Here is a 13099-nt window from a genome sequence, read left to right on the forward strand (position 1 = left end):
GAGGGTCCAGATGAGCCTGTCACGCAAGCGCCGCAAGGAACTTACGAAGCTGCGCAAGAGCGCAGACGAGTTGTGGAACCACCAGCAGGAGGTTCTCGATCGGGCAAACGTGCTCGCACGTGATGCCGCACACCAGGCGGGGGTGCTCACCCGCGAAGAAGTCGTTCCCCGTGTCCGCGACAGCTACGACCAGTTAGTGCGCCCGAAGGTGCAGGCCACGCAGGACCTCGCTGACGGTGTCCGCAACCAGGTCGTCACCAAGGTCCTTCCAGGCCTCGGCAGTGCGATCGGCACCGTGATGAGCGTCGGAGACGTCGCGCGGGACGCTCGCGTTCGTGCGGCACTGAGCCGCCTGCACTTCCAGCAGCCCGTTGTGATCGAGAAGAAGGGCCCGGGGGCCGGCGCGTACATCGCGCTCGGTGTCGCCCTGGCCGCCGCCGCAGGCGTCGCATACGCCGTCTGGCAGACGTTCCGCGCCGACGACGAGCTCTGGGTCGCCGACGACGAGCCTAAGACCGCAACGTCCGTCGAGTCGTAGCAGCCACAGACTGAATGACAGAAGGCCCGCATCCACCGGATGCGGGCCTTCTGTCATTCTTCTGCTGGATCATTCTGTGCTGGACTGTGGAGCCACGGGGAATCGAACCCCGGACCTCCTGCTTGCAAAGCAGGCGCTCTACCAATTGAGCTATGGCCCCGCACATTCACGGGCGTGATGGCCGGAAAGGCCTGTACGTCTTGAAGCTTCTACTGCGTGCAAATGTAACTGCGTGGGGATACCGGGATTTGAACCTGGGACCTCTTCATTATCAGTGAAGCGCTCTAACCAACTGAGCTATATCCCCCTTATTGGGCAGATTTGAGACTACCGGAAACCTCCGGTTTCTCCCAATCGAGCAGCCGATTCGTTTCGGATGCTGCCCGATTGGGAGCGGCGGTGACGCGGGTGGAGCAGGTGGAACTGGCGGAGCGGGTGTAGCTAGTTGTTCGTGAAGCCGACGAGCAGGCCGCCGGTGATCTTCACGCTCAGGTTGTACAGCACGGCGTAGACGGCCCCCAGGGCCGTGATGACGACCGTGTTCAGCACCGCCACGACGACGGCGAAGCCCATGACGTTGCCGATCGACAGGATGCTTGCCAGGTCGGATGACGACCCCGCGATATCGGCGTACAGGGCGTCGATCTTGCCGAAGATCCCGGTGCCGTTGAGCACGGTGAAAATCAGGAAGGTCGCGACGATGGTCACGATGCCGAGGCACAGGGCGATCAGGAACGACAGCTTCACCGCCGACCAGAAGTCGATGTAGACCAGCTTGAGACGCACCTGCTTGGTTGTCACAGTGGGCCTCCGGCCAGACTTTTTGGCAAGTTTCTCAGCAACACTACTCATCTAACGGTTCTTCCTCTCCCGAATCGCTCTCCAGCTCGTCCGCAGTTTCCTCGACGATCAGGTTACGTTCGGAGTTCTTCGCAATGGCGATGATCCGGTCTTCTTCCGCAAACTTAGCGAAGACGACGCCCATCGTGTCCCGTCCCTTGGCAGGGACTTCGGCGACGTCAGAACGTACCACCTTGCCACTGGCAAGGACCACGAGTACTTCGTCCTCGTCATCCACGATAAGGGACCCGACGAGGTCCCCGCGATCATCGTTGAGTTTGGCGACCTTGATCCCGAGCCCGCCACGGTTCTGCAGGCGGTACTGGTCGGCCGCTGTGCGCTTCGCATAGCCGCCCTCGGTCACGACGAAAACATAGCCGTCGTCTGAGACAACGGATGCGTCGAGCAACCGGTCATCGCCGCGGAAGTGCATCCCGATCACGCCGGAGGTGCTGCGGCCCATCGGACGGAGGGCTTCGTCGCTCGCGGTGAAGCGGATCGACATTCCCTTCCGGGAGACGAGCAGCAGATCGGAGTCTTCCTCGACGAGCAGCGCGGAGACGAGCTCGTCGCCCTCGCGCAGTTTGATCGCGATGATGCCGCCGGTGCGGTTCGTGTCGTACTCGCTCAGGGCCGTCTTCTTGATCAGGCCGTCGCGGGTGGCGAGCGTCAGGTACTGGGCGGCCCCGTAGTCGCGGATGTCGAGGATCTGCGCGATCTCCTCGCCCGGCTGCAGTGCGAGCAGGTTGGCGACATGCTGACCCTTGGCGTCGCGCCCGGATTCCTGGGCCTCGTACGCCTTGGCGCGATAGACCCGGCCCGTGTTCGTGAAGAACAGCAGCCAGTGATGCGTGGTCGTGACGAAGAAGTGCTCCACGACGTCGTCAGCGCGCAGCTGGGCGCCCTTGACGCCCTTGCCGCCGCGGTGCTGGTTGCGGTAGTTGTCGCTGCGGGTGCGCTTGATGTAGCCGCCACGCGTGACGGTGACCACCATCTCCTCTTCGGGGATGAGGTCCTCGACGGACATGTCGCCGTCGAAGCCGAACATGATCTCGGTCCGCCGGTCGTCGCCGAACTTCGTGGTGATCTCGGTGAGCTCGTCACTGATGATCGTGCGCTGGCGCTCGGGGCTCGCGAGGATCGACTGGAACTCGACGATCTGCAGCAGCTCGAGTTCGGCGGCCTGGTCGATGATCTTCTGACGTTCCAGGGCTGCGAGGCGGCGCAGGCTGCATGGTCAGGATGGCGTCGGCCTGGAGCTTGTCCACGTCCAGGAGTTCCATGAGGCCGGTGCGGGCGTCGTCGACGGTCGGTGACCGGCGGATGAGCGCGATCACCTCGTCGAGGGCGTCAAGGGCCTTCAGGTACCCGCGCAGGATATGCGCATCCGCTTCGGCCTTGTTGAGCCGGAACTGGGTGCGCCGCACGATGACGTCGACCTGGTGGTCGACCCAGGCGGAGACGAAACCGTCCAGGGGCAGCGTGCGCGGCACGCCGTCGACGATCGCGAGCATGTTCGCGCCGAAGTTCTCCTGCAGCGGTGTGTGCTTGTAGAGGTTGTTGAGGACGACCTTCGCGACGGCGTCGCGCTTGAGCACGATCACGAGGCGCTGGCCGGTACGACCGGAGGTTTCGTCGCGGATGTCGGCGATGCCGCCGATCTTGCCGTCCTTGACGAGGTCGGCGATCTTGATCGCGAGGTTGTCCGGGTTGACCTGGTACGGCAGCTCGGTGATCACGAGGCAGGTGCGACCCTGGAGCTCTTCGATGCTGACGACGGCCCGCATCGTGATCGAGCCGCGCCCGGTGCGATAGGCATCCTGGATGCCCTTGATGCCGAGGATCTGGGCGCCGGTGGGGAAGTCGGGTCCCTTGATCCGCTGGATGAGGGCTTCGAGGAGCTCTTCGCGGGTCGCGTCGGGGTTCTGCAGGTACCAGAGGGCGCCGGCGGACACCTCGCGCAGGTTGTGCGGCGGGATGTTGGTGGCCATGCCGACCGCGATGCCGACCGAACCGTTGACGAGCAGGTTCGGGAAGCGCGAGGGGAGCACGGTCGGTTCGAGTGTGCGGCCGTCGTAGTTGTCCTGGAAGTCGACGGTGTCCTCGTCGATGTCGCGCACCATCTCGAGGGCGAGCGGGGCCATCTTCGTCTCGGTGTACCGCGGGGCGGCGGCGCCGTCGTTTCCGGGGAGCCGAAGTTTCCCTGCCCGAGGGCGAGCGGGTAGCGCAGGCTCCAGGGCTGGACCAGCCGGACGAGGGCGTCGTAGATGGAGGAGTCACCGTGCGGGTGGAACTGGCCCATCACGTCGCCGACGACGCGCGCGCACTTACTGAACGCCTTGTCCGGGCGGTAGCCGCCGTCGAACATGGCGTAGATCACGCGGCGGTGCACGGGCTTCATGCCGTCGCGCACGTCGGGAAGCGCCCGCCCGACGATGACGCTCATCGCGTAGTCGAGGTAGGAACGCTGCATCTCGAGCCTGCAGGTCGACCTGGTCGATCTTGCCGTGCTGCTCGAGATGGGCCGCCTTCGCGGCCGCTTCCGCCGCGGTTTCCTCGTTGGTCGTGTTGTTGGTGGTGTCGTCAGATGTCAAGGAAACGCACGTCCTTCGCGTTCTTCTGGATGAAGTTTCGGCGGGACTCGACGTCCTCGCCCATCAGTGTGGAGAAAATCTCGTCCGCTGCCGCTGCGTCGTCGAGCGTGACCTGGAGCAGCGTGCGGGTCTCGGGCGCCATCGTGGTTTCCCACAGGCTCCTTGTAGTCCATTTCGCCGAGGCCCTTGTAGCGCTGGATACCGTTGTCCTTGGGGATCCGTTTGCCCGCTGCGGCACCGTCGGCGAGCAGCGCGTCGCGCTCCTTGTCGGAGTAGACGTATTCGTGCGGGGCGTTCGTCCATTTGAGCCGGTACAACGGCGGCTGCGCGAGGTACACGTAACCGAGATCGATGAGCGGTCGCATGTAGCGGAACAACAGGGTGAGCAGGAGGGTCGTAATGTGCTGGCCGTCGACATCCGCATCGGCCATCAGGACGATCTTGTGGTACCGCACCTTGTCGGGGTTGAATTCCTCGCCCATGCCGGCGCCGAAGGCCGTGATCATGGCCTGGACCTCGGCGTTGCCGAGGGCTCGGTCGAGCCGGGCCTTCTCGACGTTCAGGATCTTTCCGCGGAGGGGCAGAATCGCCTGGTACTCCGGGTTACGGCCCTGCACGGCGGAACCGCCGGCCGAGTCACCCTCGACGATGAAGATCTCGGAGAGCGACGGGTCCTTGCTCTGGCAGTCCTTGAGCTTGCCCGGCATGCCACCACCCTCGAGGAGGCCCTTGCGCCTGGCGGTTTCGCGCGCCTTACGGGCCGCCATCCGGGCGTTCGAGGCCTGGAGTGCCTTGCGGATGATCTCCTTGGCCGAGATCGGGTTGCGGTTGAACCAGTCGGAGAGCTGATCGTTGGCGACCTTCTGCACGAAGGACTTCGCCTCGGTGTTGCCGAGCTTCGTCTTGGTCTGGCCTTCGAACTGAGGTTCGGCGAGTTTGATCGACACGACGGCGGTCAGGCCCTCGCGCACATCGTCGCCGGTGAGGTTGTCATCCTTTTCCTTGAGGATGCCCTTCTCCCTGGCGTACTTGTTGACGAGGGTTGTGAGTGCCGCGCGGAAACCCTCTTCGTGGGTGCCGCCCTCGTGGGTGTTGATCGTGTTCGCGTAGGTGTGGACGCTCTCCGTGTACGCGGTGGTCCACTGCATGGCCACTTCGAGGGCCATCTTGCGTTCGTGGTCTTCGAACTCGAAGGAGATGATCTCTTCGTTGACGAGTTCGGCCTTCTTGGCACGGTTGAGATACTCGACGTAGTCGACGAGTCCCTTCTCGTACATGAAGGTCTTGTGAATCGGCGCGCCCTCGGCGTCGAGGTGATCCGGTCGTTCATCGGTGAGCGTGATGGTGAGTCCCTTATTAAGGAACGCCATCTGCTGGAAACGGGCCCGCAGGGTCTCGAAGTCGAAGTCCGTGGTCTCGAAGGTTTCCGCGCTCGGCCAGAACGTGATCGTTGTTCCGGTCTCGTCCGAGGCTTCGTCCTGGCTCAGCGGAGCGAAGGGGACGCCGTCGTGGAAGCTCTGTCGCCACACGTGGCCCTGGCGACGAACCGCGACGTCGAGCCGCGAGGACAGCGCGTTGACCACGGAGCCTGCCGACGCCGTGGAGGCCACCGGAGACGGAATAACCGCCGCCGCCGAACTTTCCGCCGGCGTGGAGCACGGTCAGGACGACCTCGACCGTTGAACGGCCCTCCGCCTTGTGGATGTCGACGGGGATGCCTCGTCCGTTGTCGGCGACGCGCACGGCTCCGTCGGCGAGGATCTCGATGCCGATCGTGTCGCAGTGTCCGGCGAGGGCCTCGTCCACCGAGTTGTCCACAATCTCGTAGACCAGGTGGTGCAGACCTCGGGGACCGGTCGACCCGATGTACATACCGGGACGCTTCCGAACGGCTTCAAGTCCCTCGAGGACCTGGATATCGTCGGCGCCGTATCCATGCTCCGGCTCGATCAATGGTTCGACTGACATCTGTTATGGAGCTCCTGACCGTCGCGCGGGCGACCCTTGAGTCTACCAAACAGGGCATGGCCTCCCGGCCATAAACGGGGATCTGACGCGTTTTGCCTAGTCGGTTGACCTGTTTTGGCTCCCTAGCCGTAGGTATCGCGTGGACCGCGCCCTGGAATTGATCTGGGGCCCTTTTTCCAGGAGGGAGCGTTGGGTCCCTGAAAACGGATTGACACGATGCCCGCGTCGGGGTACCGGACGGAGATGTGCGTCATGATTTCGACACGCATCATCCGCAGCTGGGTCGCCCACGCCGTCGACTCGCAATGGACCGTCAGGACGCCCTCGTCGATACCGGCGGGAGTGGAGTGCTTCGAAGTTTCCTCACCGGCGAGTTCGATCCAGGATGCGAGCAGTTCCGACTGCGCGAGCGGTGAGTTCCAGCCCAGTTGCAGGGTCAGGGAGTCGATGGTGTCCCCGAGGCCGCGCGGATCGCGGCCGATGCCGAACGGCACACTCGAACCGGTGTCGTCCCTTACCTTGCGCCTGGCCTTGACGCGCTTGGCATTCGGATCACCGAACACATCCTTGAAACGCAGGTACACCCGTGCCGCCTCGCTCTGCTCAGCCATCGACGACCTCCCCGGCATGGATGCGGATGGTGTGCGCGGCCAGCTGATCGGGGACGTCTTCGAACACGGCCGCCGTGATGAGCACCTGGTCGAATGCCAGGACCGCCGTTGCGAGGCGGCTTCGGCGGGACAGGTCGAGTTCCGCGAAGACATCGTCGAGGATGAGGACCGGATCCCCGCTCGAAGAATCCCTGCGCAGGAGTTCCGCGGCCGCGAGTTTGAGCGCGAGGGCGAATGACCAGGATTCGCCGTGGCTCGCATAGCCTCGCGCCGGCAGGGCGTTGAGCATGAAGACGACATCGTCGCGATGGGGGCCGACCAGGGTCATCCCTCTGTCGAGTTCCTTGCGACGCACTCCGGCGAGGGCCGCCCGGAACAGGTCGGCTGTCGTCCCGGCAGCCTTAGCCCCGTCCTCTGTCGCGACAGCCGGTGTGCTGGAAAGAGAGGGAGAAGAAGCGTGAGAAGGAGAGCCCTCCTCGCTGCCGCTGCTGTCATCCAGGCCCAGGACGCTCAGGGCGCCGAGCAGGGCCGGCCCGTGATCGGCCCCGACGACGGCTTCATACGCGGTACGCAGGGGACCGCCGAGTTCATCGACGAGTTTCGCGCGTTCGTCGATGATCTCCGAACCGAATTCCACGAGGCGGTCGTCCCATACCTCGAGGGTTCCGAGCTGGGTTGTGCGCAATCCGGACGCCCTGGCCGATTTCAACAGGGAATTGCGCTGCTTGAGCACCCGGTCGTAATCGGCCAGCACCCCGGTGAGCCGAGGCGAGCGGAGCACGAGGAGCCTGGTCGAGGAACCGGCGCCGCCCCGAGGGGTCGCCCCGCACGAGCGCGAGGTCTTCCGGAGCGAACAACACGCTCGAGAAGTACCTCGGCAGCTCCCTCGTCTTGATGACGGAGCGGTTGATCTGCGCCCGGTTCAGCCCGGAACGGTTGATCTGCACTTCGGCGAGGAGGTCCCTGCCGTTGTACTCGAGTTTCGCCCGGATGATCGCGGATTCCTCACCGGACCTGATCATCGCCGCCGTTGTCGACACCCGGTGCGAACCCAGTGTGCTCAGGAATCCGAGGGCCTCGACCAGGTTGGTCTTACCCTGGCCGTTGCTTCCCACGATGAGGTTCGGTCCCGGCTGGAACGGCACCTCGACCTGCGCATAGTTGCGGAAGTCGGTCAGGGACAGGTGAGTTACCCGCACCGGAGTTCTTAGCGCAGGAGCAGGTTCGGCTGGAGCAGGTACTTGTAGCTGTCCGCTCCTGGCTGGTCGCGCGAACTTTGGCTCGTGATCAGGACGGGTCCGGGCTTGTTCGGGTTTTCCGTCTTCGTGAAGGAGATCCGCACGAATTCCGAGTGCACCGCCGTGAGGCCGTCCAGCAGGAATTGCGGTTTGAGGGAGACGACGGTCTCAACGCCGGACAGGATTGCGTCCACGGATTCCTTCGCCTGCGCCTGCTCTGAGCCGACCGCTTCCAGGGTGAGTCCCTCGGTCGTGAACGAGAACCGCAGGGCCGCCTCGCGTTCGAGCACGAGTGCGACGCGGCGGGTGGCCTCGATCAGTTCCGCGGTGTTCATCACGGCGTAGTTGTCGACCTGGTCAGGGAACAGCCGGCGAACGGGCGGGTAGTTGCCCTTGATCAGCAGGCTCGTGACGGTCTTTTTGTCGGCGGTGAACGCGATCAGTTCGCGATCATCGGTGTTGGTGATCGCCACCGAGATCGTGCCGCTGTGTCCGAACGTCTTGCCGACTTCCTGGAGGGTGCGGGCCGGTACGAGCGCGGTGATGCTGTCTGCCCCGACCATTGTTCCGGGGTCCCAGTCGATTTCTCGGACGGCGACACGATAACGGTCGGTGGCGACGAGGCTCAGGCTGTTTTCGGAGATCTGGAGCTGGACACCCGTGATGACCGGGGTGACGTCGTCGCGCGATGCGGCGACGGCGACCTGGGCGACGGCAGCGGCGAAGTCTTCCGCCGGAACGAGGCCGGCCTGGCCGCTGACGACCGGGATGCTCGGATATTCCTCGACAGGCATGGACAGAAGCGTGAAGCTTGCTGTTCCACAGCTGACCGTGATGCGGGAGTCCTTCGTCACGAAGCTGACGGGAGCGTTGGGCATCCGGCTGGCGATTTCGGCGAGGAGGCGACCGGAGACGAGGACTCTCCCGGTTTCTTCGACCTCTGCGGCGATCTCGGTTTGGGCGGAGACCTCGTAGTCGAATGACGAGAGGATCAAGCCGGTCGCTGTTGCTTCGATCAGCACACCGCTCAAAATGGGCAGCGTGGTGCGCTGGGGAAGGAGTTTGACAGCAAAAGAAACGGCTTCGCTGAAAACGTCCCGGTTGGCCTGAAATCTCACGAAGTCACTCCTGTCGGTCGGAGACCTGTTTGGGCTCAATGGTAGTCGTTCTCACAGCAGCCTCTGCGTCGCTGGATCTCCTCCGGCTTCGGAGGAAAGGTTGTCGGCCAGAGAGAAGTTTAAGTTTTTGTTAATCTTCTTAACCGTTGTGGAAACTGTGGATAACTCTGTGGATGCGGCTCGTTCACTGGGAACTACAAACATGTAACTTGTGGGCAGCCTGTGGGCGTTAATCGGCCCCCGGTTCAGGACGAGCCTTGCCAGGAGCGGAGTTTGCACAAGTCGGACGGCAGTTTCCACAAATTCGTACAAGTTGTTCGACGAGTTTCCACAGGGTTATCCACAACTGTGAAAACTGAGGGATTCTGCGGATTATTTGTAGCGGTGGTCCTGCTTGATGCGGTTGGTCAGTTCCGTGACCTGGTTGTAGATCGAGCGGCGTTCCTTCATGAGTTCGCTGATCTTCTTGTTCGCGTACATGACCGTCGTGTGGTCCCGATTGCCGAAAAGCTGACCGATCTTCGGGAGCGAAAGGTTGGTGAGCCTCACGGCAGAGGTACATGGCGATCTGGCGGGCCGTGGCGACGGCCTGGGACCGGGACGAGCCATAGAGGTCTTCGACGGTGAGCTTGAAGTAGTCCGCGGTATTGGTGATGATGTCGACCGGCGCGATGACGTTGTCCTCGTCGAGCGTGATCAGGTCCTTGAGCACCGTCTGGACGAGGTCCATGTCGACGGGCGTTCGGTTCAGGCTCGCGAAGGCCGTGACTCGGATCAGGGTTCCCTCGAGCTCGCGGATGTTGGACGAGACCTTCGAGGCCATGAATTCGAGGATGTCGTGGGGAACCTGGAGCTTCTCGCTCTGGGCCTTCTTACGCAGGATCGCGATGCGGGTCTCGAGGTCGGGGGCCTGGACATCCGTGATGAGGCCCCACTCGAAGCGGGAGCGCATCCTGTCTTCGAAGCCGGTCAGGGCCTTCGGCGGCAGGTCGCTCGTGATGACGACCTGCTTGTTGTGGTCGTGCAGGGTGTTGAAGGTGTGGAAGAACGCCTCCTGCGTCTCCGCCTTGCCCTGCAGGAACTGGATGTCGTCGATCATCAGGATGTCGATGTTGCGATACCGCGACTGGAATGCCGAGCCGCGGTTGTTGGCGATCGAATTGATGAAGTCGTTGGTGAACTCTTCGGAACTGACATAACGAACTCGAATGCCCGGATAGAGGCTCATGGCGTAGTGGCCGATGGCATGGAGCAGGTGGGTCTTGCCCAATCCGGACGAGCCGTAGACGAAGAGGGGGTTGTACGCCTTGGCCGGCGCTTCGGCGACGGCGACGGCGGCGGCGTGTGCGAACCGGTTGGACTGCCCGATCACGAAGTTGTCGAAGCTGTACTTCGAATTCAGCCGGGTGTCGTGCGGGCTTTCGACGGGCGGTGCGCTTTCGAAAACCGACTGGGGCGTCGCGGGAGTCTCGACATCCCTGGGCAGTGCGGACTCCTGAACCGGACGGACCGACTCCTGCTCGAGTTCAGGGTTGACGACGACGTAGAAGGTCGACACCGCGCTCGCCTCAGAGAGGTGGCCCATCGCGGCGAGCAGGGGAACCCGCATCCGCTGGTTCAGCATGCTCGCGGTGAACTCGTTCGGTACCTCGAGATAGAACGTGCCGGCCGCGATGCCCTTCGGTTCGACCAGGTTCAGGAAGCCGTAGAGCATCGGGGTGATGGTGTCATCCGATTCGAGGCTGGTGAGCACTGCCCGCCAGGTGTCCGCGATCGGTTGTTCTTCGGCTGCCATTGTTCCCTCTGTCGATACTGTCTGTTGAAACGCTGTCTGTTGAAGCGCTGTCTATTGAAAGACTGTGTGTTGAAACTGCGCGTCGGTATTGTCGATAATTTGTTGAATGCACCTGGAAACGCCGGAACAGTCGACACCAGTGTGAGCCGAATAGACGGCCCCAGCAAAAGCATCCACAAGGTTATCCACCGCCTGTGTGCAATTCGGGCTTTGTTTCACAGGCAATGGGGGCTGCCTGTGGATAACTTGTCCTCACGGTAGTCACTGTCTGCCGCGGTGGCCAACTCTGTTGTGGATTCGGTACGTGTCGTTGACCGGAAACCGAGAAAAGATCTGCAGAATCCGCCGTTTGTCGCCGTCCGGTTTGACCAGCACCGATTGAGGCCGTAGTTTTAATCAGTTGACCCCAGCCCGCGGGCTACCTCACTCTTTCCCGGCCGTTCTACATTTTTTGGCCTGCGGAGATTCAATACGTGGAGACCACACAATGAGCAAGAGAACTTTCCAGCCGAACAACCGTCGTCGCGCCAAGGTGCACGGCTTCCGTCTTCGCATGCGCACCCGTGCCGGCCGCGCGATCCTCGGTGCCCGCCGTCGCAAGGGTCGCACCGAGCTTTCCGCGTAAGCACTCCCGTGCTCGCGGGGACCAATCGCATCACGAGCGGCAACGACTACAAGATGGTCGTTCGCCGCGGCGTGCGTGTGGTTGGTCCGCATTTCGTGACCTACCTGCGTGACAATGCCGAAGGCCTACCCCCTCGGTTCGGTTTCATCGTCGCGAAAAACGTGGGGAATGCCGTTCGGCGCAACCGGATGCGGCGTCGCCTGAAGGCGGCCTGCTTCGGCCTGCTCCCCACGGTGCACCCCGGCACGGATGTCGTCATCCGTGCACTTCCCGCTGCGCACGAAGTGGAATGGCCCGTTTTGCAGGCCGAAGTCAGCCAGGCCCTCCTGAGTTTCCAGCGCCGACATGCCGCGGGCACGACCGGATCCGGCCATCGCCGGCCGGAACGACTGCCCTCCCGATGAAGACCGTGCTCGCCTGGGTGCTTTTGCTCCCACGCAATCTGGGGGTTGTGCTCCTGCGCGTGTACCGTGCGGTGATCTCACCGCTATATGGCGACGTTTGCAGGTACTATCCCTCTTGTTCGGCGTACGCACTCGGCGCCGTCCAGGAACATGGCCTGGTTATCGGGTCCGGTCTGGCTGCACGCCGACTGGCCCGGTGTCATCCGTGGGCCGAAGGCGGAGTCGATGACGTTCCGCTGAAGCGCAAGCGTCGCTACGCCGTGACGTCGTTTGGATTTGTAGTCCCAGTGAGCCACGGAAAGGGCTGACCCAAAGTATGGACCTCCTAGGTACGATTCTCTGGCCTTTGAAATGGGCTGTCGAGCTCCTGCTCGTCGCCTTCCACTGGTTGTTCACGACCGTCGGACTCGGCTACAACGACGGCATCACCTGGGTGCTGGCCATCGTGGGACTCGTGCTCGTCGTGCGCGCCGCGCTCATCCCCATCTTTGTACGGCAGATTCGCAGCCAGCGCAAGATGCTCGAGGTGGCCCCTCAGCTCAAGAAGATCCAGGACAAGTACAAGGGCAAGAAGGACCAGTTCTCCCGCGAGGCCATGTCCCGCGAGACTATGGAACTCTACAAGCGCACGGGCACAAACCCGCTGAGCCTCGTGCCTTCCGCTCCTGCTGCAGATGCCGATCTTCTTCGCGCTCTTCTCCGTACTCAACGATGCCCAGCACGCCAAGGCCGGCGTCGGCCCGCTCAACTCCCAGCTTGCCGAGAGCTTCGGCAGTGCCACCCTGTTCGGGGTCGCACCGCTGCACGAATCGTTCTCCACTCAGTGGGCCCTTCTCGTGGCCGGCAGCCCGTACAACCTGGCCGTGATGATCATCGCGGCCACGATGGTCGTGCTGATGACCGCTTCGCAGTTCATCACGCAGGCTCCAGATCGTCTCCAAGAACATGTCGCCTGAGACCAAGGCGAGCCCGATGTTCAAGCAGCAGCGGATGATGTTGTACCTACTCCCGCTCGTCTTCGCCTTCTCCGGTATCGCCTTCCCGCTCGGCGTCATGTTCTACTGGCTGACCTCGAACATCTGGACCATGGCCCAGCAGTTCCTGGTCATCCGCAACATGCCGACACCGGGCAGCGAAGCAGCCAAGGCTCGCGAGGAGCGTCTCGCGCGCAAGGGGAAGCTTATTGCGAAGGACGGCGACATCATCGTGGTCGAGGAACCGAAGAAGCAGCTGCCGCAGCGCCAGCAGCCCGTCGGCAAGGCCCGCGCCAAGAAGCAGACCGGCCCGAAGAAATAGACTGGTCCGAAGCGGCTGAACAGGCCCAGGCGACTGAACAGAACGACTGAACAGTAGACAAAAGAGACGGAC

9 protein-coding genes, 2 tRNA genes and 4 pseudogenes are annotated in these 13099 nt (G+C 62.9%); 6 read left to right on the forward strand and 9 right to left on the reverse strand.

Features of this window, described 5'->3' with window-relative positions; translation table 11 throughout:
• Positions 1-10 precede the first annotated feature (10 nt).
• Entirely contained in the window at positions 11-538 is a 528-nt protein-coding gene (locus tag KIV56_RS11680; protein ID WP_281533587.1) for a hypothetical protein, read from the forward strand.
• 87 nt (positions 539-625) lie between these two features.
• On the opposite strand, the gene KIV56_RS11685 is transcribed toward KIV56_RS11680, so the two are convergent.
• The 5 genes and pseudogenes from KIV56_RS11685 to KIV56_RS11705 form a co-directional block, all read right to left on the reverse strand.
• Positions 626-698 (reverse strand) — tRNA-Ala (locus KIV56_RS11685).
• A 73-nt stretch (positions 699-771) separates the two neighbouring features.
• A tRNA-Ile gene (locus KIV56_RS11690) sits at positions 772-845 on the reverse strand.
• A gap of 134 nt (positions 846-979) precedes the next feature.
• Positions 980-1390 carry a DUF3566 domain-containing protein gene (locus KIV56_RS11695; RefSeq protein WP_134448568.1) on the reverse strand — a complete coding sequence of 137 codons (411 nt, stop codon included), beginning with the start codon at positions 1388-1390 and terminating at the stop codon, positions 980-982.
• Positions 1383-3879: pseudogene (gyrA, locus tag KIV56_RS11700) on the reverse strand (DNA gyrase subunit A). The gene KIV56_RS11695 and the pseudogene gyrA overlap by 8 nt, the downstream one beginning before the upstream one ends.
• A gap of 82 nt (positions 3880-3961) precedes the next feature.
• Positions 3962-5790, reverse strand: a pseudogene (locus KIV56_RS11705) (DNA topoisomerase subunit B).
• Here KIV56_RS11705 and KIV56_RS11710 point away from each other — a divergent pair.
• Entirely contained in the window at positions 5671-5937 is a 267-nt protein-coding gene (locus KIV56_RS11710) for a hypothetical protein (protein ID WP_281536255.1), read from the forward strand. The pseudogene KIV56_RS11705 and the gene KIV56_RS11710 sit on opposite strands and share 120 nt — an antisense overlap.
• Positions 5938-6062: 125 nt before the next feature.
• Here KIV56_RS11710 and KIV56_RS11715 read toward each other — a convergent pair whose 3' ends face one another.
• From KIV56_RS11715 to dnaA, 4 genes and pseudogenes are all read right to left on the reverse strand, one after another.
• A complete protein-coding gene (locus tag KIV56_RS11715; RefSeq protein WP_281533588.1) occupies positions 6063-6551 on the reverse strand; it encodes a DUF721 domain-containing protein in 489 nt (162 codons plus the stop codon).
• A pseudogene (gene recF / locus KIV56_RS11720) lies at positions 6544-7750 on the reverse strand (DNA replication/repair protein RecF). Before recF ends, KIV56_RS11715 begins: the two are co-directional and overlap by 8 nt.
• Before the next feature lie 8 nt (positions 7751-7758).
• Positions 7759-8907 carry a DNA polymerase III subunit beta gene (gene dnaN, locus KIV56_RS11725; protein WP_281533589.1) on the reverse strand — a complete coding sequence of 383 codons (1149 nt, stop codon included), beginning with the start codon at positions 8905-8907 and terminating at the stop codon, positions 7759-7761.
• 229 nt (positions 8908-9136) lie between these two features.
• On the reverse strand, positions 9137-10702 hold the full coding sequence (gene dnaA, locus KIV56_RS11730) for a chromosomal replication initiator protein DnaA (protein ID WP_281533590.1): 1566 nt from the start codon (positions 10700-10702) through the stop codon (positions 9137-9139).
• A gap of 487 nt (positions 10703-11189) precedes the next feature.
• On the opposite strand from dnaA, the gene rpmH reads away from it, so the two are divergent.
• From rpmH to yidC, 4 genes and pseudogenes are all read left to right on the forward strand, one after another.
• The gene (gene rpmH / locus KIV56_RS11735; protein ID WP_010204566.1) at positions 11190-11327 is read left to right on the forward strand and encodes a 50S ribosomal protein L34; all 138 of its coding nucleotides are present in this window, start codon (positions 11190-11192) and stop codon (positions 11325-11327) included.
• Between the two features lie 8 nt (positions 11328-11335).
• The gene (rnpA, locus tag KIV56_RS11740) at positions 11336-11731 is read left to right on the forward strand and encodes a ribonuclease P protein component (protein WP_281533591.1); all 396 of its coding nucleotides are present in this window, start codon (positions 11336-11338) and stop codon (positions 11729-11731) included.
• Positions 11728-12039: a membrane protein insertion efficiency factor YidD gene (gene yidD, locus KIV56_RS11745; RefSeq protein ID WP_134448656.1), complete on the forward strand. Its 312-nt coding sequence runs from the start codon at positions 11728-11730 to the stop codon at positions 12037-12039. Before rnpA ends, yidD begins: the two co-directional genes overlap by 4 nt.
• An 8-nt stretch (positions 12040-12047) precedes the next feature.
• Positions 12048-13027 (forward strand): annotated as a pseudogene (yidC, locus tag KIV56_RS11750) (membrane protein insertase YidC).
• Positions 13028-13099 lie beyond the last annotated feature (72 nt).

The sequence above is a fragment of the Cryobacterium breve genome, from assembly GCF_027594785.1.
Taxonomy (GTDB): Bacteria; Actinomycetota; Actinomycetes; order Actinomycetales; family Microbacteriaceae; genus Cryobacterium; species Cryobacterium breve_A.

Bases quoted from the DNA above. Each gene is read 5' to 3' on its own strand.
- KIV56_RS11680 (WP_281533587.1), top strand. From the start codon at position 11: ATGAGCCTGTCACGCAAGCGCCGCAAGGAACTTACGAAGCTGCGCAAG.
- KIV56_RS11695 (WP_134448568.1), bottom strand. From the start codon at position 1,390: ATGAGTAGTGTTGCTGAGAAACTTGCCAAAAAGTCTGGCCGGAGGCCC.
- KIV56_RS11715 (WP_281533588.1), bottom strand. From the start codon at position 6,551: ATGGCTGAGCAGAGCGAGGCGGCACGGGTGTACCTGCGTTTCAAGGAT.
- dnaA (WP_281533590.1), bottom strand. From the start codon at position 10,702: ATGGCAGCCGAAGAACAACCGATCGCGGACACCTGGCGGGCAGTGCTC.
- rpmH (WP_010204566.1), top strand. From the start codon at position 11,190: ATGAGCAAGAGAACTTTCCAGCCGAACAACCGTCGTCGCGCCAAGGTG.
- yidD (WP_134448656.1), top strand. From the start codon at position 11,728: ATGAAGACCGTGCTCGCCTGGGTGCTTTTGCTCCCACGCAATCTGGGG.